Below are 22,990 nucleotides of genomic sequence, written 5' to 3'. Positions count from 1 at the left end.
GGGCGTAACATTTCGCCCGTCACCTTGCCGGGAAACCGGCGCTCTAACCGTTGAATCTTCGACTAAGAGGGCGACTTCTCGCGTCATTATTTGACAAATTCCGCAACATTTACGTGAGTTACGAACGGAATACACCAAAATAGGCCGATTGGTTTAGTTTTGTTCGAAGGTGCTGTAATGGTACGTCCGCTGTTCATGCGGCCTGTTTACCAATCGGCAGTTTTTCGAGAGGCTGATTTGATCTCCGTTACTGATCTCCGCAAGGTTTACCGTCAAGGTAACCGCGAAGTTGTTGCGCTCGATGGCGTGACAATGGATGTTCCTCAAGGATCCATCCATGGCATCATCGGCCACTCTGGCGCGGGCAAGTCCACGCTAGTGCGTTGTTTGACTCTGCTCGATCGCCCTACGTCCGGCTCCGTTGCCCTCAACGGTAAAGACCTGACCAATGTGAGCGACAAAGAGCTGTTGACCGCACGCCGCCGCATCGGCATGGTGTTCCAGCACGCAAACCTGTTTGACTCACGCACCACGGAAGAGAACGTGGCGTTCCCACTGGAACTCACGGGACAATCCAAAGAGGAACGCGCCAAGAAGGTGCAGGACCTCTTGCGCTTGACCGGTCTCACCGACTTCGCAAAGGCCTACCCCTCCCAGCTCTCCGGCGGTCAGCGCCAGCGCGTGGGCATTGCCCGAGCGCTCGCTGCAGACCCCGACGTGTTGCTGTGTGATGAGCCAACGTCCGCGTTGGACCCACGCACCACGGAAGAAATTCTTGACCTCATCCGCTCGTTGCGCGATCGCCTCAACATCACCGTCTTGGTCATCACGCACGAGATGCACGTGGTCAAGCGCATTTGCGACTCGGTCTCCCTGCTTGAAGGCGGAAAGATCGTAGAAAGCGGTGCCCTGTCTGAGGTTGTCTCCGCGGGCGGACGCCTGTCTGAGGCCGTCTTGCCGCTTCCTGGAAACGCAGCGACCATCGCCGAGGGACCCATCCTTGAACTCTTGTACTCGGGAGACCAGGCGTACTCGCCCGTCATCTCTGCGATCACCAAGACTTTCGGCATCGACGTCAACGTTTTGGCCGGATCCATCGAGGAACTGGGAACCAACAAGTTCGCGCACTTGCGCTTGCAGCTTGATCCCAGCACAGACGTCGACGCGGTCCTCCAGTTCCTGACTGACCGCGGTATCTCTGCAACCGTGAAGGGGACATAACGTGGACTGGTTTACAGCACTTTTGAACAACCCGGGCATTACGCGGGCCCTCCCACCGGCAATTCTTGAAACGTTGCAGATGGTTGCCATCTCCGGCGTTGCCACCATTCTCATTGGTTTGCCGCTCGGAATCCTGCTCTTCACTTCGCGCCCCGGCGGCCTCGCCCCGGTGCCGTGGTTGCACGCCATCTTGTCCAATATCATCGTGAATATCACTCGCTCGGTGCCTTACGCCATCTTGATGGTTGCGCTGATCCCGTTCACGCAGTTCATCGTGGGCACCGCCATTGGTCCCATCGCAGCAACCGTGTCCCTCACCATCGGTACCGTGCCGTTCTTTGCACGCCTGGTGGAAGTGGCATTGCGCGAAGTCAACAGCGGAAAGCTCGATGCCGCCCACGTCATGGGATCAACTCGAATGCAGATCATCCGCAAGGTGCTGCTGCCTGAATCCCTCCCCGGAATCATCTCCGGCATCACCACCACGCTCGTCATGCTGGTGGGATACTCCGCGATGGCTGGTCTGATTGGCGGCGGCGGCTTGGGCCGGCTCGCCTACAACTATGGCTACCAGCGCTTTGACACCACGGTCATGGTCATCACGATCATCCTGATGGTGGTTTTGGTCCAGGTGATTCAGATCATCGGTGACCGCATCGCCCGCGCAGTCGACCACCGCTAACCCACCCAATACTTTCTCTCCATTTTCACAACACTCACCCTGAAGGAAACACAATGCGCAACAAGCTTATTCTGTCTGTCGCCTCACTCGCAGCAGCTGTCTCTTTGACGGCCTGCGGTGCGTCCACCACCGGTTCGACGTCCTCTGCCGCTTCCTCCGCCGCTTCCGGCGAGGTTGCAGTAGTCAAGGTTGGCGCCAACCCAGTTCCACACGCAAAGGTCCTCGAGTACATCGATGAGAACTTGGCCAAGGATGCTGGCATTGATCTTGAGATCACCGAATTCGATGACTACCAGACGCCAAACATCGCACTGAGCGAAGGCAGCATCGACGCCAACTACTACATGCACGAGCCATTCTTCAACGATCAAGTGAAGACCAAGGGCTACAAGTTCGAGCACGGCGCTGGCGTCCACATTGAGCCATACGCTGCTTTCTCTGAGAACTACAAGACCACCGAAGAGATCCCAGAAGGCGCAACCATCGCCATCACCAACGATCCAGGCAACCAGCCACGCGCACTCAAGATGCTTGAAACCGCTGGCCTCTTGCAGAACATTGAAGATGACTCTGCGGCTCTCACCCTGACGGATGAGCAGAACCCTAAGAAGCTCAAGTTCGAAGAGAACCAGCCAGAAATCTTGGTACAGGTTGCCAAGGATCCAAAGGTTGACCTTGCGATCATCAACGGCAACTACATCCTTCAGGCCGGAATGTCCACGAAGGACGCCGTGATTGTGGAGTCCACCGAGGACAACCCATACGCCAACTTCCTTGCATGGCGCACCGGTGAGCAGACGGACGCTACCAAGAAGCTGGACGAGCTCTTGCACTCTGACGAGGTCAAGAAGTTCATCGAAGAGACCTGGCCAAACGGCGACGTCATTCCTGCCGCCTAATTTGCAGCAGAACAGCGCAACCTAGCGCACCGTACCTCACCCGTACATAAGTGAAGGGCCCGAGTTCAATGAACTCGGGCCCTTCACCGTTGTAGAACTCTGTAGCCCTACTTAGCCGGGACGGCACTAGCGGCTGCCTTGGCGGCCGCGGGAAGTGCGCTGATAATGCGATCCATCGCTGCGTCGTCGTGCGCCGCCGACAAGAACCAGGCCTCGAAAACGCTCGGCGGCAAGTAGACACCAGAATCCAAGAGCGAGTGGAAGAACGGTCCATAGCGGAACGCTTCCTGAGCCAACGCGTCTGCGTAGTTGTGCACGCCGCGCTCGGAGGTTCCGAACGAGACGGAGAAGAGGTTGCCAGCGTGCTGGATCGAGTGGTCCACACCTTCGGCCTTGAGCGCCTCTGAGAGCGCCGTGGAGAGCTGCAAAGAGCGCGAGTCCACCGTCTGGTACACGCGGTCGTCGGCGAGCGTCAGCGTCGCGACACCAGCAGCCATAGCCACGGGGTTACCGGACAGCGTGCCTGCCTGGTACACCGGGCCCAACGGCGCGAGGCGATCCATCACCACGGCCTTGCCGCCCACAGCAGCGGCTGGCATGCCGCCACCAATGACCTTGCCGAACGTGAACAGGTCAGGCGTCCAGCCCTCTGCAGCTCCCGTAAGACCCCAGTAGCCGGCAGGTCCGGTGCGGAATCCGGTGAGAACCTCGTCGAGGATCAGCAATGCGCCGTTCTCCGAGGTGATGCGAGCCAGCGAGGCGTTGAAGCCATCGCCGGGCGTCACCACACCCATGTTGGCAGGAGCGGCCTCGGTGATGACGGCAGCGATGCGGTCACCGTGCTGGGCGAAGACTTCGCGGACAGCTTCGATGTCGTTGTACGGAAGCACCAGCGTCTCGGCGGCGGTCGCGGCGGTGACACCAGCGGAACCCGGAAGAGCCAACGTAGCCACGCCGGAACCGGCCTGCGCCAAGAGCGCGTCGAGGTGGCCGTGGTAGCAACCGGCGAACTTCACGATGAGATCGCGGCCCGTGTAGCCGCGCGCCAAACGCACAGCGGTCATGGTGGCCTCGGTGCCGGTAGAGACCATGCGCACGCGCTCCACACCGGGAACGCGCTTCATGATCAGCTCAGCCAAGCGGGATTCATCCAGCGTGGATGCGCCGAAGGACAGACCGCGGGAAACGGCCTCCTGAACGGCGGCGATCACGTCTGGGTGCGCGTGACCTAGCAACGCTGGCCCCCACGAGCACACCAAGTCCACGTATTCGTTTCCGTCGACGTCCGTGAGGTACGCGCCGCGAGCCGATGCCATGAACGGCGGCACACCGCCCACGGAACCAAACGCGCGTACCGGCGAGTTCACGCCGCCTGGCATGAGGCGCTGGGCGTTCTCGAAATATTCAGATGACTTCGTCATGCTTATCGTCCTTCTCGTAGCCACTGGGCAATTTCGCTCGCCCAATACGTCAAAACGGTGTCCGCGCCAGCGCGGCGAATGCTCAAAACAGATTCCACAATGGACGCTCGGCGGTCAATCCAGCCGTTCGCTGCGGCCGCTTCGATCATCGCGTACTCGCCGGAGATCTGGTAGGCGGAGACAGGAACTGGGGACATCTCGGCAACGTCCGCCAAGACGTCGAGGTAGCTCATGGCCGGCTTGACCATGATCAGATCAGCGCCTTCGGCAAGGTCCAGTTCTACTTCGCGAATGGCTTCGCGGCGGTTGGCCGGATCCATCTGGTACGTGCGGCGATCGCCCTTGAGCTGGGAGTCCACGGCTTCGCGGAACGGGCCGTAGAACGCGGAGGCGTACTTCGCGGCGTAAGCCAGGATGCTGGTGTTCTGGAGTCCTGCGGCGTCGAGTGCTTGGCGCATGACGGCGACTTGGCCGTCCATCATTCCGGAGGGGCCTAGCATGTGAGCGCCGGCCTGTGCCTGCACCACGGCCATCTCGGCGTAGATATCCAGGGTGGCGTCATTGTCTACGGAGCCGTCTGCGGCAAGGACGCCGCAGTGGCCGTGATCGGTGAATTCGTCGAGGCAGACATCGGACATGATGACCAGGTCATCGCCCACTTCTTCGCGCACGGCTGCAATGCCGCGGTTCAGGATGCCGTTCGGGTCAATGCCAGCGGTGCCGCGCGCGTCGCGGGTTTCCGGGATGCCGAACAGCATGATGCCGCCGAGCCCCAGCTCCACGGCTTCCGCGGCCGCACGACGCAGCGTGTCTTCGGTGTGCTGGACGACGCCCGGCATCGAGACGATCGGGTTGGGTTCGGTGATGCCTTCGCGAATGAAAGCGGGCAGGATCAGCTCTTGGGGCTGAATCTTCACTTCGGATACCAACCGGCGCATGGCGGGGGTGGTACGCAATCGGCGTGGTCGTACCGCTGGGAAATTCATGATGGTTCCTCTCCGTTCAAGAATTCTTGGTCTCAAGCTGTGCCAACATCGAGGCGGCATCGGGGCGTTCGGCAATTCCGGCCACGGTCAGGCCAAGCGCGGTGGCTTCCGCACCGGTGCTCTTGCCGATCGCTACCACGCGGGTTTCCGGGGGCACGGTTCCCACGAGTTCAACGAACTTGCGTGCAATGGACGGCGACGTCAACAGCACGGCCTCAATTCTGCCACTGCGTACCTCTTCCGCGAAGTCTTGCGGTTCCAGCGTGATGCTGTCATCCAGTACGACGCCGCCTGCACCGGACATTGCCACCTTCAGTGGGGCGGTGATGCGGTGGGTGGGATCTGCTGGAGCATCCACCGTGAGGTAAGCATCAACGGCGTCGACCTCATACCCCAAGGCCTTGAGTCCGATTTCGAGCTTGGGGTCTGCGAGATTGGCGTGCGGCAAGTAAATCCGCTGTCCGCCATTTCGGATGGGTTCCTTCGAGAGCATTTCGAGGATTCCTGCCGCGGATTGCTCCGGCGACGGCATCCGATCAACTCCGAAGCCTTCAGCTTCGAGGGCGCGTTTCGTGGGATCTCCCACGGAGATCAGCTCACCTGCCGGGCGCTCCCACTGCACGGATGCGCCCGAAGCGCCGAGGGCGATTGCTCGCTGTTTGAGCGCGCGGACAGTGGTGATGGACGTGAAGATGGCGGCGTCGTACTCCCTCGCAAGCCACCGCTTGAGTGAGCGGTCGATCGCCGTCGTATTTTCTGGGAACGCGAAGTCGATCAGTGGGCACAGTACCGGGGTGTGCCCACTGTTGCGGATCTCGGTGACGAAGGCGCCTGCTCGATCCGCGCTTCGCAATACCGCAATGCGCATGTGAACTCTGATGCCCTACCGAGTGAGCCCGGCGATGTCCGCCGCGCCCGCATCAAGTAGCTCGGTGGCCAGCTGGACGCCGAGTGCACGCACATCCGCGAGGGAGGCGACGGTCTTTTGCGCACGGCGGCGCATCATCCGCGAGCCATCTGGGCTGCATGCAACAGCTTCCAGGACCAGCTCGCCTGCTACTGAGACCGAGCTGTGCTCGGAACCTAGCGTGAACCGTCCCAGCGCACCGATGGGTGCTGCACAGCCGGCCTCGAGGTGACCCAAGAGCGCTCGTTCAGCCGTGACTTCCCAACGGGCAGCCTGATTCTCTACGGTGTGCAGAGCGGTGCTGAGCAAGTCACCGTTGAGAGCAGTTTCTGGCCGGCACTCGATCGCGAGGGCACCTTGCCCAGGAGCGGGCAACACGATGGACGGATCCAAGCGTTCGGTGATGAACCGTTCGAGTCCCAAGCGTTCCAGTCCGGCGGTCGCCAACACCACGGCGTCCAAGTCAGAGCGCAATTCTCCACCGACCCCAACGTCTACCAAACTAGGGTCTTCGCCGAAGACGCGAGCCAAACGCGTCGGCACGTTGCCGCGGATATCCACGATCGTCAGATCCGGACGAGCAGCCAGCAGCTGAGCCGCACGACGCGGCGAACCCGTGCCGACCTTGGCGTTCGTTGGCAGGTCATCAAGCGTCAAACCATCCCGCGCGCAGAGTGCATCGCGCACATCGGCGCGCTCAGGAACCGTTGCAATGACCAAACCCTCAGGCTGAGCGGTGGGGAGGTCCTTGAGGGAATGCACCGCGAGATCGCACTTGCCCTCCAAGAGGGAGACTCGCAACGCGGCAGCGAAGACGCCGGTTCCACCCAACTGGGCCAAAGGCCCGGTAACAATGTCTCCCTCGGTCTTGACCTGAATGAGCTCGAACCCAAGACCACTGGCCTGCTCAAGGAGCTGCGCGGTGGCCGTCGATTGCGTGACTGCGAGCGCAGACCCACGGGTTCCTACCGTGAACTGCGAGCGCGGTGTTCCAAGGGATTCGCTCACAGTGCTGGTGCTTTCACTTCGGCGTCGACCGCGGCGATCGTGGGCTTTGTGGTGCCATCACGCATCACCTTGACGCAGCATTCGGGGCGGCAAACATCGAACCACGCGCCGCACGTGGTGGCGGCTGCGCGACCGGTGGACAGGCCAAGGCGTTCCTTGACGAGTCCCACGAGTCCTTGCACGAACGCGGGGTGCGTTCCTGCGGTAGGTGCGCGGTGGAAGGCTAGGCCAAGATCCGCCGCGGTTTGCTTTGCTTCGGTGTCCAGGTCCCAGAGCACTTCCATGTGATCGGAGATGAAGCCGATCGGCATCACCACCACGCCTGCTACGCCTTGCTCTTTGTATTCTTCGAACGCGTCGTTGATGTCAGGTTCAAGCCACGGAATGTGTGGCGCCCCGGAGCGCGATTGGAACACCAACGAGTGCTCGAGCCCGGCAGCTTCCGGAACCTGAGCAAGGATCTCTTGGGCCACCGCTAGGTGCTGCGCGCTGTAGAGATCGGCGGCGGGCCACTCCTCTACTGGGAACGTGCCTTCAAGGTAGCTCTTGTCCCGCGGTCCGGCAGCGTCGGCGTCCGAGTTCGGGATGGAGTGCGTCGCAAAGACAATCTTGATCTGCCCATCGGGGTTGCCCGACTGAGCCAATTGTTCGCGAACGGAGGCGAGGCCTTCCTTCAATCCCTCCACGGACGGCTGGATGAAGCCAGGAGTGTTGAAGTACTGACGCACCTTGTCCACTTCGAGCTTGCCTTCAAGCCCGGACGCTTTCAGTGCCACTCCGGCGTCCTCGCGGTACTGGCGGCAGCTTGAGTACCCGGAGTAGGCGCTCGTGGACAGCATGAGCACGCGACGGTGACCGGATTCGTACATCTGCTCGAGCGTGGGCTGGATGAACGGATCCCAGTTACGGTTGCCCCAGTACACCGGCAGGTCGATGCCCTGAGCTGCGAGCTCTGCTTCGAGCGCAGCCTTCAGTGCCCGGTTCTGTTCGTTGATAGGGCTGACGCCACCGTTTGCACGGTAGTGGGTGGCCACTTCTTCGAGGCGCTCATCAGGGATGCCGCGGCCTCGCGTGACGTTGCGCAAGAACGGAATGACGTCCTCTTGCCCTTCCGGTCCACCAAAGGATGCGAGCAACAACGCATCGTATGGCTTAGGGGTCATCACACCTTGTGCATCGTAATCAGCTGTGCTGGTCAAGGCACTCTCCAGATCGTTCATAGATGTCGAATGGGGCCGAGTTAGTGAGAGGGAAGCTCCTCGGCACTACAACACTTCGCTGCCGTGCATTACGGAAGCAAAGCGCGGGATCTTTAGCGCAAAACTTCAGCGATTTGCGCGGTGGTGATGCGCTTGCCCGTGTAGAACGGGGTCTCTTCGCGCACGTGGTTGCGGGCCTCGGTGTAACGCAAGTGACGCATCATGTCCACGAGGTCAATGACGTCCGGGGCCTCAAGAGCGATCATCCACTCGTAGTCGCCAAGAGCGAAAGCGGCAACCGTGTTGGCGAGGACGTTCGGGAAGTCGCGGCCCAGGATGCCGTGATCGCGCAGCATCTTGCCGCGTTCCTTGGGATCCAGGATGTACCAGTCGTGGGAGCGCACGAATGGGTAGACCGTGAGCCATTCCAAGGGCTCAGCACCGCGAGCGAAGGCTGGGCTGTGATCCTTGGCGAACTCTGCTTCGCGGTGGACGCCGAAGGAAGACCAAGCGATCTCCGCGCCGTCGAAGAGGTAGGTGCGGCGAATCTGTCGGACAGCCGCCTGAAGACCTTCAAACGTGGGGCCGTGAAGCCACACCATGACGTCAGCATCTTCGCGCATAGCGGAGACATCGTAAGCACCGCGCAGGGTCACGCCCTGAGCCTTGAGCTCTTCCACGAGGGTGTCGAAGGCTTCTGCACCCTCGGAGCGGTCTTCACCGGAATCTCCACGACGGAACACGGTCCAGAGCGTGTAGTAGAAGGTGTCGTTCTCGCGTTCGCGCTCACCCATGACCGGGCTCGCGTGCGTTGGACGGTATTCGCTAGGAGTGGTTGATGCTGCTTGTTCCGGGCGTTGCGCCTGATCGCTCATGGGCTCTTTCCTTCTTGTTGTTAATCGTCGTTTAGGACTGTGAGCTAGCTGAGACGCGTCTTCGCGTATCGGCAACTACTGCCGCAAGTCCTGTTCCTGCAATCCATGCTCCTACAACGTGGAGCCCTTCATGCTGTTCCAGCTGCTCCCGCAAGGAAGCCATGTGCTGGCGATGGCCGGGACGTGCAAAGGGCAGGCCGGCGCGGAAACGAACCACGTCAGAAGCCAGCACGTCAGCGTCAGAAAGGCTCACGCCCAAGAGCGTACTCGCGTCCGCGACGGCGGCGGCAACGAGTGCTTCATCTTCCGAAGTCGCGGAGACGGAACCTGCGCCAGAACCCGCACCTTCAGCTGCCACATCATCCAACCGGCCAAAGGACAGTCGCACTACGTGGGTTCCAGGACCTGCTGCGTCGGCAAGCCATTGCCACTTGGCGCTCGCGTGTGTGAGCGCCTTCGCGGTGACCCCGGGCGTTCCCGGTGCTACCAAAAGTCCGGTTCCTCGAGGCGCTTGATCCAGCAGCGGGGCGTCCAACACCAACGTGACGAGGGCAATCGGAGCACCAGTGCTGGGTATCTGGCTGTTGACCGTCTCAGTGGCGTGGGCGAACTGCTCTGGCAAGAGCGCGGCGGCGGTTGGCCCGTCCGTTGCCATGACCAGGTGCTCGGTGGCAAAGGAGTCTTCGCCGGTTTCCAGGCGCCACGATTCGTCATCGGCCTGCGTCACCGACACCACGGAAGTGTTCAGCAACAGCTCCGCGCCGCGTTCTTCAAGATCGCTCACAAGCGCCCGCGTGAAGCTCTGCATGCCGCCCACCAATCCGCCCACGGCGGACCCGGCGGGTGCTGCTGCCCGAAGCGATGCGGCAGCCCGCGCTAACGAGCCCTCGCGAGCGAGCGCTGCCCGCAAGCCCGGGGCTGCGGCGTCGCAATCCAAAAAATCAGGGTGAGCGGATAGCACGCCCGCAACCACAGGGGTGACCAGTCGGTCCAGGACGGCCTCGCCCATGCGGGCGCGCACCACCTGACCAAGGCTGACACCAGGTTCGAGCAACGCCGAATCCACGGGCAGCTCAAGATCGCGGGCGGCTTCAATTGCGGCCGCCTCACCAATGATGACGACGACGTCCGCTGCGGTCGGGTCAGCCGGAATTCCAAAAAGCCCCTGCTTCGGGGAGGGGAACGCTTCCGGCACGCCTTCGCTGTTGACCGTGTAGAGCCACGAACCGCCTGGCCGTGGGATCACGATCTCAGAGTCCAGCCCCAGTTCCTTCAACAGATCCGGAACGGCCGTGGACTTCGTCGCAAAAGATTCCGCTCCGGCATCCAGGCTGAGGCCATCGAGTTCGTGCGCGTACACGCAACCGCCCCAGTGCTCAGCAGCTTCTAGGACGGTCACTTCGAAACCTCGCACCGCAAGCTCGCGCGCGGCAACGAGGCCAGAAATTCCGCCGCCCACCACGATGGCCGGCTGCGCTGGCGCTGACTGTGCTGTGTCCTCAGCCATGATCTAGGAGTTCATCTCCGTTGCCCCAGCGACCGGAATGGAGTGGATCAGTTCAACTACGCGTGTGAGGATTTCCGGGTCCGTTTCCGGCGGGACGCCGTGACCCAGATTGACCACGTGGCCTGGAGCGGATTCGCCGGCAGCAATGACTTCGCGAACGTGCGCTTCGAGAACCTCCCACGGAGCGCTCAAGAGAGCCGGATCAATGTTGCCCTGCAGCGGAACGCTTCCACCGAGGCGACGGTTCGCTTCATCGAGCGGGAGACGGTAGTCAACGCCCACGACGTCCACGCCAACATCGCGCATGGCCACCAAGAGCTCCGAAGTGCCGGTGCCGAAGTGAATGAGCGGGGCGCCCAGATCACGCACATGATCCAAAGCGCGCGCCGATGCCGGAGCGGCAAACTTGGTGTAGTCGGCAAGCCCCAAAGAACCCGCCCATGAATCGAAGAGCTGTCCTGCGGAGGCGCCAGCCTCAAGCTGGGCGCGCAAGAACTTTCCGGAAGCGTCCGCGGCCCAGTTAGCGAGCGCCGTCCAGGTTTCCGGATCTGCGTGCATCATGGTGCGCGGGCCCAAGTGATCGCGGGACGGCTTTCCCTCAACCATGTAGGCAGCCAAGGTGAACGGTGCCCCCGCGAAGCCGATCAGCGGCGTCGTCCCTAATTCTGCAACCGTCAGCGCAACCGCCTGGCGGATTGGTTCGAGTGCCTCGTCCGTGAGCTCGGGAAGGTAGGCAACGTCCGCAGCGGTGCGAACAGGCGATCCCAGCACGGGTCCCACACCGGGGACGATCTCCACGTCAACACCTGCGAGCTTGAGCGGAATGACAATGTCAGAGAAGAAAATGCCTGCGTCTACGTCGTGACGACGCACTGGTTGCAGGGTAATTTCGGAGGCGAGATCCGGTCGCAAGCACGAATCCAGCATGGAAATACCCTCGCGAAGCTTGCGGTATTCGGGCAACGAACGGCCCGCTTGGCGCATAAACCACACCGGACGGCGGGAGGGCTTTCCCCCGCGCAACGCTGTCACGAGGGGTGAGTTTGAAGTACGACCATCAACAAGCGGGTGATTCGCAGAAAGGCTCATGAATCAATTCTCGCCAATTTAACCTCAGTTCTATAATCCGTTCACCTGTAAGCCGAAGAGTTGTGGGGTTATTCACTCATTGCCAAATTAGGCTTCCCTAACAGGTTCACGTGGCACTGACAGGCTATCCTTGAGGCACTGTGGTTTTAGTTTCACTCGTTGCCTCTCACTCGAATTTAGACCTGGAAACCGTTGCCCGCTTAAGCGAAGGCGCCTCCCAGGTCGCTTCTCGCGTGCTTGAAGCCGACGTCCCAGTCAAAGGCGCAGTGGTTCTCTCCACGTGTAACCGCTACGAAATCTACGTTGAAGCCGAATCCGCGCAAGACGTCCACACCGCCCGCGATGCCGTGGTTTCCCACGTTGCCGACGCCGCCGGATTGGACATTGAAGACGTCACCAAGGCGCTCCAAACCAAAATTGATGACGACGCCGTAGCTCACCTCTTTTCTGTCGGCGCTGGACTCGATTCCGCGGTCATTGGCGAACGCGAAATCGCCGGTCAAGTGCGGCGTGCGCTGATTGAGGCACAGCAAGGCGGGACCGCTTCAGGCTCGCTGGTCCGTTTGTTCCAGACCGCTTCCCGCACGGCCAAGGATGTTGGCACCAAAACTTCGCTGGGTTCGCGCGGACTCTCCATTGTCTCCGTGGCACTGGATCTTGCCGCGGACCTGGATTCGCGTACCTGGGCTGAGAAGAACGTTGTGGTCTTCGGAACCGGCGCTTACGCTGGCGCCACCATGGCGTTGCTGAAGGAACTCGGCGTCAAGAACGTCTCCGTGTACTCGCAGACCGGCCGCGCCGAAACCTTTGTAGAGACCCGCGGCGGCGTTGCACTCGATGCCATGTCCTTGGGTCCGGCGCTTCTGAACGCAGACGTGTTGGTAGGTTGCTCCGGCGGCGGCCAGCAGATCTCCGCCGCAGACCTGGCCGTCGACGGAAACCGTGCACACCCATTGGTGCTCGTTGACCTTGCCTTGACGCACGACTTTGACCCAAACATCGACGAGCTGGACGGCGTTCATTTGATCTCGCTCGAGTCCGTTCGTATGGCCGCTCCTACCGAGACGGCCGACGCGGTCCGTGCCGCCCGCCGCATTGTTGAGGTCGCCACCTCCGAATTCACCACGAGCCTCAAAGAGCGCTCGGCTGACTCCGCGATTGTCGCTTTGCGCAAGCACACCATGAGCGTGCTGGACGAAGAGATGAACAAGGTTCGTGCTCAGCACGGTTGCACCGCAGCGGCTGAAGAGGTCGAATTCGCGATGCGCCGTATGGTCAAGCAGCTGTTGCACGTACCCACCGTGCGTGGTCGCGAGCTTGCTGCTCAGGGCCGTGCCGATGAGTACGCGAAGGCGATCGAGACCCTGTACGGCATCACCGTGGAAGACAAGCGCGCTGAGGCTACAACTCCGGTAGCAACCGAAGTGGCCCCGGCTTCTCCAGTGGATACTCCTGCCGCCGAGTGCCCGGTGGATCACCGCCTCATCGGCTAATAGCAGTCGCTGTTAATACACCGATTAGTACACCGACCCGCCAGGTTGCCCCGAGGAAATCCACGCGTTGACTCCCCCACGTACGTGGCGAACGTGCTCGTAGCCCTGCGCCATGAGGAACCTTCCCACTTCGGCTGAGCGCCCTCCGGACTTGCAGTGCAAAATAATCTCCGCGTCTCGCGGCAGTTCCACTTCGCCGGACAGGACGTCGGCGCGTGGCACCAGTGTTGCCCCCGAAATACGCGCGATATCCGCTTCTCCTGCTTCTCGAACATCAATGAGCTCGAAGCTCTGCGTTCCCGCTTCGCGCGCGTCGAGTAGCTCTTTGAGCTCTTGAACGCTCACTTCGGGAACCTCGATGCTGGGTTCGCCCCGGGACGGCATCCCGCAGAATGCTGGATAGTCCGCCAAAAGCTCGCGCGGTTGAACAGTCTCCGGGTCCTTCTCGAGAGTCACTTCGGTCCAGGACATTTCCAGAGCATCCAGAATCATGACTCGACCCACCAGCGGGTTGCCGATTCCGGTGATGAGCTTGATGGCTTCGCCGGCCATCACGCTACCAATTTGTGCGCATAAGACTCCGAACACGCCAGCCTCCGCACAGGACGGCACAAGGCCCGCGGGCGGCGCTTCCGGGTAGAGGTCCCGGTAGGTTGGACCCTTCTCATTCCAAAAGACGGAAACTTGCCCGTCAAAACGCAGGATCGATCCCCAAATGAGTGGAATCCCCGCGATAGCGGCCGCGTCATTGACCAAGTAGCGCGTGGCGAAGTTATCCGTCCCGTCCAGAACCAAGTCATACCGGCGGAACAGATCTAAGACATTGCTCGAGTCAAGGCGCAGCTGGTGCCTGACGACAGTCACGAGAGGGTTCAGGCCATGAACAAAGTGCTGCGCGGAATCCACTTTCGGCTGGCCCACGGCGTCTTCACGGTGGATGACTTGGCGTTGCAGGTTGGAGCTGTCCACCACATCGTCATCAACGATCCCAATGGTCCCCACGCCCGCCGCCGCGAGATACATGATGGTGGGAGCGCCCAAGCCACCGGCGCCGATGATCAGTACGCGCGCATTCTTGAGTCGTCGCTGACCTTCAAGACCCACTCCAGGCAAGATAATTTGTCGCGAATAGCGCTCAATTTCTGCAGAGCTCAGAGTTTCGGCGGGTTCCACTTGCGGATCAAAGCCAGACATGCCCTCCAGCTTAGTCCGCCTGCGCCCACGAGAGGCTGTGAGTATTTAGCCGAGGATGAGGACGTAACCTTGTCCCCCGGGATACCATGCAAGTGAGCAGTACAGATCCCCAGAAAGGCCCACTCGTGTCATCCGACCCCAGTCCCACTGGACGAACCGTTCGCATGCCGCGGGACGAACGCCGCCGTCAACTCCTCAGTGCCGCGCACAAGGTCTTCGTGGACAGCGGCTATCACGGCGCCTCTATGGATGAAATCGCCGAACTCGCACAGGTTTCTAAGCCCGTCTTGTACCAGCACTTCCCTGGTAAGCGAGATCTGTACCTCGCAATTTTGGATTCCCATGTGGAGTCTTTGTTGTCCAAGCTGCTCGATGCCGTCCAGTCCACAGACAACAACAAGGCACGCGTACGGGCAACCATCGGTGCCTACTTTGAGTTCGTTGCCTCGGACTCTCAAGCCCACCGGCTGCTCTTCGAATCGGACGTCGCACGAGACCCTGATGTTGCGGAGCGTCTGGAGAACTTCAACCAGACCTTCGCTGAAGCGGTTTCCCGCGTGGTCCACGACCAGACCAGCCTGCCGGAATCCTCCTCGATCCTGCTAGGTCACGCGTTGATTGGGATGTCCCAGGTTGCGGCCCGCGCGTGGCTCGACCAAGAGGGATCGGTAGATCTGGAAACAGCCATCGATCTGGTGTCTCGTTTAGCTTGGCGCGGAATCGGGCGCGTGGATCAAGAAGCACCGGCCGAATAACATAGCGTTAGAACACGTCCACCCTTTGTCTTAGGAGCAGTCATGGAAATTCGCGTCGGAATTCAGCATGTCAACCGCGAAATTGTGCTGGAATCAAACAAGACCGCTGAGGAAATCATCGAGGCTGCTTCCCGCGCCACGAATGGCGGCACGGAGCTTCGCCTCGAGGACTCAACCGGTCGCGTGGTGTTGATTCCTGGAGCCAACATTGGCTACGTCGAAGTTGGCGCCGAACAGATTCGCCGCGTGGGCTTCGCTCACTAGTCCGTCAGCGATGACGCACCAGTAGGCCTCACGCCTAGATTCCGAATTGCTCTCCGTAGCGCGCTGGCTCGGCGGTCCCGCCTAGTTCAGCAGCCGTTGCGGAGAGCAATTCTGCTAAATGGGCATCCAACGTTGTGATCTGCGAACCTTTCGAATGAGTTGAAAGGGCCAAGAACACCGTATTCCACCGCCACTCGAGGTCCGGGTGGTGGTTTGCCTCTTCCGCGGCCGCACCCACGCGCGCAATAAATTCCACGGCCGTTGCGGATCGCTTGAACTTGAACACCGCAACTAGTCGTGACGCGTCTTCGCGCCAATCCGTAAGGGTTTCTAGCACGGTGATAATGGCCGAGGTGGATAAAACTTTTGGCTGATCTTCAGACTCGCTCATGGTTTCAGCGTACGCGCAGCCACTACGCCTCGGTAGGGTAACACCATGGTGCATCAGCATATTGACCTCAGCAGTAGCGCTCACAGCACGCGGTTGGAGAAGGCGCTTTCCGCGCTGGTTCTCAAACTCGAGCTGCCCACGGATTTCCCTGCAGCCGCCGTGCAGGAGGCCCAAGAGGCTGTCGCGCGCAAGCCGCTTCAGGAAGAGGACCGCACGGACATCGAGTTCGTCACCATTGATCCTGAGTCCTCCACGGATCTGGACCAAGCTGTCTGCATTCGGCGCGAGAACAGCGGATATCGGGTCTTTTACGCCATCGCGGACGTTCCCTCCTTCATCCTTCCTGGCGGCGCACTCGATGCCGAGACGCGTGCCCGAGGGATGACCATCTACTTGCCGCAGGGTCGCATTCCGCTGCACCCCGAGGTCATTAGCGAGGACGCCGGTAGCTTGCTGCCGGATCAGGTGCGCGGTGCGTACGTCTGGGATTTTGAGCTCGACGACGCAGCTCAGGTAGTGCGCGTGGGCTTGGGTCGGGCGCAAGTGAAGAGCCGCGCCAAGCTTTCCTATGTGGGAGTGCAAGAAGAACTCGATTCCGGGAAAGCTTCGGAGAATCTGCAGCTTCTCAAAGAAGTAGGTCAAAAGCGCATCGCTTTGGAACGGGCTCGCGGCGGCGCAAGCCTTCGCATCCCCGAGCAAGAAGTGGAAGCTGACGGCAGCCACTATAAGTTGGTCCAGCGAGCTCCTTTGCCGGTGGAGGACTGGAACGCCCAGATCTCCCTCATGACAGGCATGGCCGCCGCCTCCATCATGGTGGAGCACAAGGTGGGAATCCTCCGAACCATGCCTGCACCGGATGAGTCGAGCGTTGCCAAGTTCCGAGCGCAAGCTCGTGCCCTGGGAGCGCCATGGTCTACCGAGGTGCAGTACGGCGAGTTCTTGCGCTCACTTGATTTGAACGATCCCAAACAGCTGGCGCTCATGCATCAGGCTGCGAGTCTCTTCCGCGGAGCGGGCTATACAGCTTTCGACGGTGAAGTGCCTGCAGACCCAACGCAAGCTGCTATCGCGGCACCCTATGCTCACACCACGGCACCCCTGCGACGTCTCGTAGACCGCTTCGTGCTGGAACTGTGCGATTGCCTGGTCAACGGACGCGAGGTACCTCAGCTTCTTCGTGAGTCCCTCCCGTTGCTGCCTGAGCTCATGCAGAAGGCGGGCCAGTTGGTGTCCAAGGCGGAGCGCAGCGCTATGGATACAGTGGAGGCTGCCATCCTCGCGAGCCACGTCGGGGAAGAGTTTGAGGGCGTCAGTATTGAGGGCCCGGATGCTCAGCAAGTGGAGAAGGCTAAACAGAATGGTCGGTCTCCTTACGGCACCGTGCAGCTGACGAACCCGCCGGTCACGGCGAAATACGTCGGCAATATGCCGGTGGGCCAAAAGATTCGGGTGGTGCTCAAGGAAGCAAACATTGAAGAGGGCAAGGTTTCCTTCGACGTTGTTGGCGGTTCCGTGGAGGGCGACGATGCGGCGCCTAACGGGGAAAACACGGCCGACACGGTAGACTAAGCACGTAGTTAAGGATGCCCGGTCGTATCTTTCAATTTTTCTCACAGGATCTCCCAGCGAACCTGTACGCGAGAACGCTCAAGCTTTTCGCACGTTAGCCCACGATCGGCTCCGCTGGACAGCGCTCCCCTTCCGCACCATTACGCCACACGGCGATGCGGCACTACAGGGTTGAGGCGCACGAACGAATGTGAATATTGCACGTGAACACCACTGATCTAAATACGAGTGAACCCATTGAAGAAGAATCACTCGAAAACTTGCCCCTTGCCGGGGACATCGAGGTAGAAGCCACTCGCGAGGCCATCGAAGAGAAGACGTTCGCCGAATACGGCGTGCGCCAAGACATCGCTGATTCCCTCGCAGCGGATGGAATTCTGCACCCCTTCCCCATTCAGGCCATGACACTCCCAGTGGCTCTGGGCGGAAATGACATCATCGGCCAGGCCAAGACCGGTACCGGTAAAACCCTCGGCTTCGGCATCCCAGCACTTCAGCTGGTCGTCGGACCGGACGACGAAGGCTACGCCAGCCTTCCCGTTCCTGGCGCCCCTCAAGCACTCATCATTGTTCCCACCCGTGAGCTCGCCGTTCAGGTCGGCGCGGATCTGAACACCGCCTCGAAGTACCGCAACGCTCGCGTTGCCGTCATCTACGGTGGCCGTTCCTATGACTCGCAGATCGAAGAGCTCAAGCGTGGCGTTGAGATCGTCGTGGGCACCCCCGGACGCTTGATGGACTTGCAGCGCCAGCGCTTCTTGAACCTCAAGAACGTCAAAATGGTCATCCTTGATGAGGCTGACGAAATGCTGGATCTTGGCTTCTTGCCTGACGTAGAGAAGATCCTCTCCAGCATTCCTGCCACCCGCCAGACCATGCTGTTCTCCGCCACCATGCCCGGTCCTGTGATCGCCATGGCGCGTCGTTACATGTCCCGCCCCATGCACATTCGTGCGGCTGATCCTTTCGATGAGTCCATCACGAAGAAGAGCATCCGCCAGCTGATCTACCGCGTCCACCAGCTGGACAAGGAAGAAATGGTGGCTCGCCTCCTTCAGGCTGAGGGCCGCGGACGCACCATCATCTTCACCAAGACCAAGCGCAGCGCCGCAAAGCTTACCGAAGAACTGTTGGACCGCGGCTTCGCAGCCGGCGCACTTCACGGTGACCTCGGCCAGGGCGCTCGCGAGCAAGCTCTCCGCGCGTTCCGCAATGACAAGGTGGACGTCCTTGTAGCAACGGACGTCGCCGCTCGGGGTATCGACGTAGACGATGTCACTCACGTGATCAACTTCCAGTGCCCTGAAGACGAAAAGGCGTACCTGCACCGTGTGGGCCGCACTGGCCGCGCGGGCAACAAGGGTACTGCCGTGACGTTCGTGGACTGGGAGGACGTCCCTCGCTGGAGCCTGATCAACAAGGCCCTCGGCCTGGATTCGGCAGCGCCGCAGGAAACGTACTCCTCATCCCCACACTTCTTTGAAGACCTCAACATCCCAGCAGGCACGAAGGGCCGTTTGCCACGCGATAAGCGCGTTCGCGAAGGTTTGGGTGCCGAGGAGCTAGAGCGTCTTGACCCCAAGAAGGACAACAACCGTGGCGGCGGATCGTCCCGCGATTCCGCACGCAGTGGTTCCCGTTCTTCCGGCTCGCGCACGTCCGGTTCTCGGTCCGCTGGTTCCGGTTCCACTTCCGGACGCTCGCGCACCACGCAGCGTACGGACAAGCCTGCTGACGGCGCGCAAGCAACCGAGTCCACGGACGAAGGCACCCGCGCACGGCGTCGTCGTCGTACGGTCAAAGCTACCGACGCAACCGCTGAGGTAACCCCGAAGCGCGAAGAAGGCGAAGGCAAGCACGGTCACTCGCACGGTCGCGCTGATCGTCCGCATGACGAGCACAAGGCACCACGCCGTCGCCGCACGCGCCGCGTGGTAGGCGAGGGCGAGTCCTCCAACCAGCAGGACAGCAACGAGTAGTGACAGCGCATGTGGATACGGCGGACTCCCCTGCGGAGTCGCCCGTCCAGCTGATTATCCACGGCGATAACGCGGACGTTTTATCTCAGCTTCCGGATGAATTCGCGCAGGTCATTTACGTTGATCCGCCGTTCAATACGGGGCGCGCGCAAGTGCGTCAAGAAGTGAAGACCGTCCGCGCTGCGCCGGGCGAGGGTGATCGTCGTGGCTTCAAGGGCAAGGATTACGCCACGGTGTTGGGCGCTTTGCACCGCTACGACGACGCCTTCGCGGATTACTGGGAATTCCTGGAACCGCGCATGCGCGAGGCTTGGCGCCTCCTTTCCCCCACCGGCACCCTCTACGTGCATTTGGATTATCGGGAGGCGCACTACGTCAAGGTCATGCTGGACATGATTTTTGGGCGCGAGTGCTTCCTCAACGAGATCATTTGGGCCTATGACTACGGCGCACGTTCGAAGTCTCGCTGGCCTACGAAGCACGACACGATCCTGGTGTACGTCAAGGATCCAAAGAACTATCACTTCGACGCGAGCGCTGTGGATCGCGAACCGTACATGGCTCCTGGCCTGGTGACGCCGGAAAAGGCTGCGCTGGGCAAGCTGCCCACGGATGTGTGGTGGCACACGATTGTCTCCCCCACGGGCAAGGAAAAAACCGGTTACCCCACGCAAAAGCCGTTGGGAATTCTGCGGCGCATCCTTAGCGCGTCGTCGCGTCCTGGGGATATTGTGCTTGATTTCTTTGCGGGCTCCGGAACCACGGGTGCCGCGGCGGCGGAGTTGGGCCGCGGTTTTGTCCTGTTGGATCAGAACCCTGCCGCGATTTCCGTCATGACTGCGCGCATACCGTCCGCTACCGTGATGATGGCCGGGGATTACGACGACGCCAGCTTGCGCGCCGCCGTAGGCGAAGCTTTGTCTGGTGATGGGCTAGCGAATCCCGACGCTGTGACTTCCGGTCCCGAGCTCGAGGATGCGCTCTAACTGATCCCTCGCGGTGGAGTTTTCGCCGAGGCGGTTGGGCTTTCCGGCGCCGTGATAATCACTTGAACCGGTGACGATGAGGCGCTCTTTCTGCGCCATCTCCAACAGTCGTTGTTGCGCGTGCGCAGGATTGTCGCGATGGAAGACTTCCAAACCGGCGAGTCCGGCATCGATCATGTCGTGAAAAACCTGGTCCTGAACCACTCGCCCGCGCGCTGCTGCGAGAGGATGCGCGAAAACCGGCACGCCGTTTGCTTGCTTGACGAGCTCAACCGCTGTCACCGGATCCATCGCGTAGTGACCCACATAGTATTTCGAGCCCGGAATCAAGATTCTCTCGAATGCCTCAGACCTGTTCTCTACCGCACCAATGGCAACAAGCGCGTCCGCGATGTGCGGGCGGCCAATAGTGGCGTCGCGGTGGGAGTGTTCGAGCACAAGCTCCCACGAGATGGGGTAGTCCTCTGACAACATCTCAACCATGCGCTGAGCGCGCGTCACGCGGGCATCGCGGGCTTTGTTGATCTCGGCCAAGAGCGCCTCATTGAGCGGATCATGCAAGTAGGCCAACAAATGCACCGAAATGTGGTTGTCAGTGCGGCACGAAATTTCGATGCCCGGAACCAGTCCGATTCCCACTTCTAGGGCCGTCTCGGCCGCCTCTTGCCAACCGGACGTTTGGTCATGATCCGTCAGCGCCACGACGTCCACACCCTGCTCCGCAGCCGACCGCACGAGCACCTCTGGGGATTCGGTGCCGTCTGAGACGAAAGAGTGGGTATGTAGGTCAATTAGCATGTAAGTACCCTACCGATTTCCGCGATTGATGCGGCAACCGGGCAGGTTGGCTGATGCCATGAGTTTTTGAAAGACTAGCGGGATGAACACTGCTGCCGATCCCCAATCATCTTCTGACTCCTCTTCTGACGCCCAGCCGCTTGCTGAGCGTGTGGAAAACCGCAGCCAACGCCCTTCATCCAGCGCTTTCAAAGAATTCATGGCCTCGCAGTGGGCGCCAGCGTCCACCGATGTTGCCGGATTGGACGCTTCAGCGCCTTTCGCAGCTCAGCGACGCTCAGCGCTCTCGGCCATCTTCCCCGAGGATCGTCTTGTCATTCCCGCTGGCCCGCTCAAGGTCCGCTCGAACGATACGGACTACCGGTTCCGCCCCCATTCAGCCTTCGCACATTTGACCGGTCTGGGCCTCGATCACGAACCAGAAGCCGTCCTAGTCCTGGAACCTGTTGCCGCTGGCACGGGCGATTCGGGCAGCAACCACATGGCTACCTTGTACTTCCGCCCCATGGCCGGCCGTGACAGCGAAGAGTTCTACTCCAACTCCCGAACCGGAGAGTTCTGGATTGGCCGCCGTCCCACCCTCGAAGAGTTCCAGGCACGTCTTGGACTACCAACGCTTCATATGGATCTTCACCTCGAAGACGCCATCACGCAAGATGCCGGCCCCAAGGAATTCGGTGGCAAGCGCATTCGCTTGATGCGTGACGTGGACCTGACGTGCGATGCCCTCGTGGACACCTCCCGCATCAACACGAACGTTGATTTGGAAGAGTCAGATGGTTTCGATGCCCAGCTGGCCGAGGCCGTCTCCGAACTTCGCCTGATCAAGGATGAATGGGAAGTAGAGCAGATGCGTTCGGCCGTGGAGGCCACCATCAACGGCTTCCATTCCGTAGTCAAGGCGCTCCCCCGAGCCGTCGAACACAAGCGCGGCGAGCGCGTGGTGGAAACCGCGTTCTTCGCCCACGCTCGCGAAGAAGGCAACGATCTTGGCTATGACACCATTGCAGCCTCCGGCAACAACGCCACGGTTCTTCACTGGATCCGCAACAACGGTCAGGTAAACACGGGAGATCTCATCCTCGTGGACGCCGGAGTTGAGGCTGATTCGCTCTACACCGCCGACGTCACGCGTACGCTTCCAGTCAACGGAACATTCTCCGAGGTTCAGCGCCGTGTGTATCAGGCCGTGCTTGACGCTGCAGATGCCGCGTTCGCTGTGGCAGAGCCAGGCGCGAAATTCCGCGATGTCCACGCGGCCGCCGTTAAGGTGCTCGCCGAGAACCTAGACCAGTGGGGATTGCTTCCGGTATCGCTCGAGGTTGCTTTGTCCGAGGAAGGTCAGCACCACCGCCGGTGGATGCCGCACGGTACCAGCCACCACTTGGGTCTCGACGTCCACGACTGCGCCCAGGCAAAGAAGGAGCTTTACCTGGACGGCGTCATCCAGCCTGGCATGATCTTCACCATTGAGCCGGGCCTGTACTTCAAGGCTGACGATCTCGCCGTGCCTGAGGAGTACCGTGGAATCGGTGTGCGCATTGAGGACGACGTCCTGATCACCGAAGACGGCAACATCAACCTCTCCGAGTCGCTTCCTCGCAGCCCTGACGACGTTGAAAAGTGGATGCGCGGATTGCTTCAGCCATAGAAGTATTTTCGCTGCTCCCTTAAGCGAAACGCCGGTTCCCTTCCCCACAGTGTGGGCGAGAGGGAACCGGCGTTTCTGCGTTTTGTCGCGGAGCTAAAGGAGCATCATCTCAGGAC

At 60.7% G+C, this 22,990-nt stretch carries 21 protein-coding genes; 10 read left to right on the top strand and 11 right to left on the bottom strand.

Features of this window, described 5'->3' with window-relative positions:
- The first annotated feature begins 237 nt into the window (after positions 1–237).
- From HD598_RS11730 to HD598_RS11720, 3 genes are read left to right on the top strand one after another with little or no spacing between them, the layout of a single operon-like run.
- Positions 238–1,221 (top strand): methionine ABC transporter ATP-binding protein, encoded by a 984-nt coding sequence (locus tag HD598_RS11730; protein WP_183666084.1) that lies wholly within the window; start codon positions 238–240, stop codon positions 1,219–1,221.
- A 1-nt stretch (position 1,222) separates the two neighbouring features.
- The gene (locus HD598_RS11725; RefSeq protein WP_071893058.1) at positions 1,223–1,903 is read left to right on the top strand and encodes a methionine ABC transporter permease; all 681 of its coding nucleotides are present in this window, start codon (positions 1,223–1,225) and stop codon (positions 1,901–1,903) included.
- A gap of 53 nt (positions 1,904–1,956) precedes the next feature.
- Positions 1,957–2,802: a MetQ/NlpA family ABC transporter substrate-binding protein gene (locus tag HD598_RS11720; protein WP_183666082.1), complete on the top strand. Its 846-nt coding sequence runs from the start codon at positions 1,957–1,959 to the stop codon at positions 2,800–2,802.
- 107 nt (positions 2,803–2,909) lie between these two features.
- Here HD598_RS11720 and hemL read toward each other — a convergent pair whose 3' ends face one another.
- The 8 genes from hemL to hemE all read right to left on the bottom strand — a co-directional run bounded on the left by hemL (position 2,910) and on the right by hemE (position 11,794).
- Complete coding sequence (hemL, locus tag HD598_RS11715; RefSeq protein ID WP_183666080.1) at positions 2,910–4,223, bottom strand: glutamate-1-semialdehyde 2,1-aminomutase; 1,314 nt, start codon at positions 4,221–4,223, stop codon at positions 2,910–2,912.
- A gap of 2 nt (positions 4,224–4,225) precedes the next feature.
- Positions 4,226–5,209 (bottom strand): porphobilinogen synthase, encoded by a 984-nt coding sequence (hemB, locus tag HD598_RS11710; protein WP_183666078.1) that lies wholly within the window; start codon positions 5,207–5,209, stop codon positions 4,226–4,228.
- A 16-nt stretch (positions 5,210–5,225) separates the two neighbouring features.
- Positions 5,226–6,077 (bottom strand): uroporphyrinogen-III synthase, encoded by an 852-nt coding sequence (locus HD598_RS11705; protein ID WP_183666076.1) that lies wholly within the window; start codon positions 6,075–6,077, stop codon positions 5,226–5,228.
- A 15-nt stretch (positions 6,078–6,092) separates the two neighbouring features.
- Positions 6,093–7,124 carry a hydroxymethylbilane synthase gene (gene hemC, locus HD598_RS11700; protein ID WP_183666074.1) on the bottom strand — a complete coding sequence of 344 codons (1,032 nt, stop codon included), beginning with the start codon at positions 7,122–7,124 and terminating at the stop codon, positions 6,093–6,095.
- Positions 7,121–8,344 carry a ferrochelatase gene (locus HD598_RS11695; protein ID WP_183666072.1) on the bottom strand — a complete coding sequence of 408 codons (1,224 nt, stop codon included), beginning with the start codon at positions 8,342–8,344 and terminating at the stop codon, positions 7,121–7,123. Before HD598_RS11695 ends, hemC begins: the two co-directional genes overlap by 4 nt.
- A 92-nt stretch (positions 8,345–8,436) precedes the next feature.
- Complete coding sequence (hemQ, locus tag HD598_RS11690) at positions 8,437–9,117, bottom strand: hydrogen peroxide-dependent heme synthase (RefSeq protein ID WP_071895066.1); 681 nt, start codon at positions 9,115–9,117, stop codon at positions 8,437–8,439.
- Between the two features lie 112 nt (positions 9,118–9,229).
- Positions 9,230–10,705, bottom strand: a complete 1,476-nt coding sequence (gene hemG, locus HD598_RS11685; RefSeq protein ID WP_183666070.1) for a protoporphyrinogen oxidase — start codon at positions 10,703–10,705, stop codon at positions 9,230–9,232.
- 3 nt (positions 10,706–10,708) lie between these two features.
- Positions 10,709–11,794 (bottom strand): uroporphyrinogen decarboxylase, encoded by a 1,086-nt coding sequence (gene hemE, locus HD598_RS11680; RefSeq protein WP_183666068.1) that lies wholly within the window; start codon positions 11,792–11,794, stop codon positions 10,709–10,711.
- A 140-nt stretch (positions 11,795–11,934) separates the two neighbouring features.
- Between hemE and HD598_RS11675 the strand changes: the two genes are divergently transcribed.
- Positions 11,935–13,287, top strand: coding sequence for a glutamyl-tRNA reductase (locus tag HD598_RS11675; RefSeq protein ID WP_183666066.1), 1,353 nt, complete (start codon positions 11,935–11,937; stop codon positions 13,285–13,287).
- 24 nt (positions 13,288–13,311) lie between these two features.
- Here HD598_RS11675 and moeB read toward each other — a convergent pair whose 3' ends face one another.
- Positions 13,312–14,481 carry a molybdopterin-synthase adenylyltransferase MoeB gene (moeB, locus tag HD598_RS11670; RefSeq protein ID WP_183666064.1) on the bottom strand — a complete coding sequence of 390 codons (1,170 nt, stop codon included), beginning with the start codon at positions 14,479–14,481 and terminating at the stop codon, positions 13,312–13,314.
- 125 nt (positions 14,482–14,606) lie between these two features.
- Between moeB and HD598_RS11665 the strand changes: the two genes are divergently transcribed.
- Together HD598_RS11665 and HD598_RS11660 are read left to right on the top strand one after the other, a co-directional pair.
- Entirely contained in the window at positions 14,607–15,236 is a 630-nt protein-coding gene (locus tag HD598_RS11665; protein ID WP_311539030.1) for a TetR/AcrR family transcriptional regulator, read from the top strand.
- Between the two features lie 42 nt (positions 15,237–15,278).
- Positions 15,279–15,500, top strand: coding sequence for a DUF3107 domain-containing protein (locus HD598_RS11660; RefSeq protein WP_071893016.1), 222 nt, complete (start codon positions 15,279–15,281; stop codon positions 15,498–15,500).
- 34 nt (positions 15,501–15,534) lie between these two features.
- Here the strand turns inward: HD598_RS11660 and HD598_RS11655 are convergent, their stop codons facing one another.
- Entirely contained in the window at positions 15,535–15,891 is a 357-nt protein-coding gene (locus HD598_RS11655; RefSeq protein WP_183666062.1) for a 4a-hydroxytetrahydrobiopterin dehydratase, read from the bottom strand.
- Positions 15,892–15,936: 45 nt separating this feature from the next.
- Between HD598_RS11655 and HD598_RS11650 the strand changes: the two genes are divergently transcribed.
- The 3 genes from HD598_RS11650 (at position 15,937) to HD598_RS11640 (ending at position 20,425) form a co-directional block, all read left to right on the top strand.
- Positions 15,937–17,460, top strand: coding sequence for an RNB domain-containing ribonuclease (locus tag HD598_RS11650; RefSeq protein ID WP_183666060.1), 1,524 nt, complete (start codon positions 15,937–15,939; stop codon positions 17,458–17,460).
- 203 nt (positions 17,461–17,663) lie between these two features.
- Entirely contained in the window at positions 17,664–19,439 is a 1,776-nt protein-coding gene (locus HD598_RS11645) for a DEAD/DEAH box helicase (RefSeq protein ID WP_409366188.1), read from the top strand.
- Positions 19,439–20,425 carry a DNA-methyltransferase gene (locus HD598_RS11640; RefSeq protein ID WP_311539029.1) on the top strand — a complete coding sequence of 329 codons (987 nt, stop codon included), beginning with the start codon at positions 19,439–19,441 and terminating at the stop codon, positions 20,423–20,425. The genes HD598_RS11645 and HD598_RS11640 overlap by 1 nt, the downstream gene beginning before the upstream one ends.
- Here HD598_RS11640 and HD598_RS11635 read toward each other — a convergent pair.
- Positions 20,372–21,223, bottom strand: coding sequence for a PHP domain-containing protein (locus HD598_RS11635; RefSeq protein ID WP_183666058.1), 852 nt, complete (start codon positions 21,221–21,223; stop codon positions 20,372–20,374). The two genes, HD598_RS11640 and HD598_RS11635, sit on opposite strands and share 54 nt — an antisense overlap.
- 82 nt (positions 21,224–21,305) lie before the next feature.
- Here HD598_RS11635 and HD598_RS11630 point away from each other — a divergent pair, with 82 nt between their 5' ends.
- On the top strand, positions 21,306–22,874 hold the full coding sequence (locus HD598_RS11630) for an aminopeptidase P family protein (RefSeq protein WP_183666056.1): 1,569 nt from the start codon (positions 21,306–21,308) through the stop codon (positions 22,872–22,874).
- Positions 22,875–22,990: the final 116 nt, after the last annotated feature.

The sequence above is a fragment of the Neomicrococcus aestuarii genome (assembly GCF_014201135.1).
Lineage (GTDB): Bacteria > Actinomycetota > Actinomycetes > Actinomycetales > Micrococcaceae > Neomicrococcus > Neomicrococcus aestuarii.
This window is presented reverse-complemented; position numbering and strand designations above follow the sequence as displayed.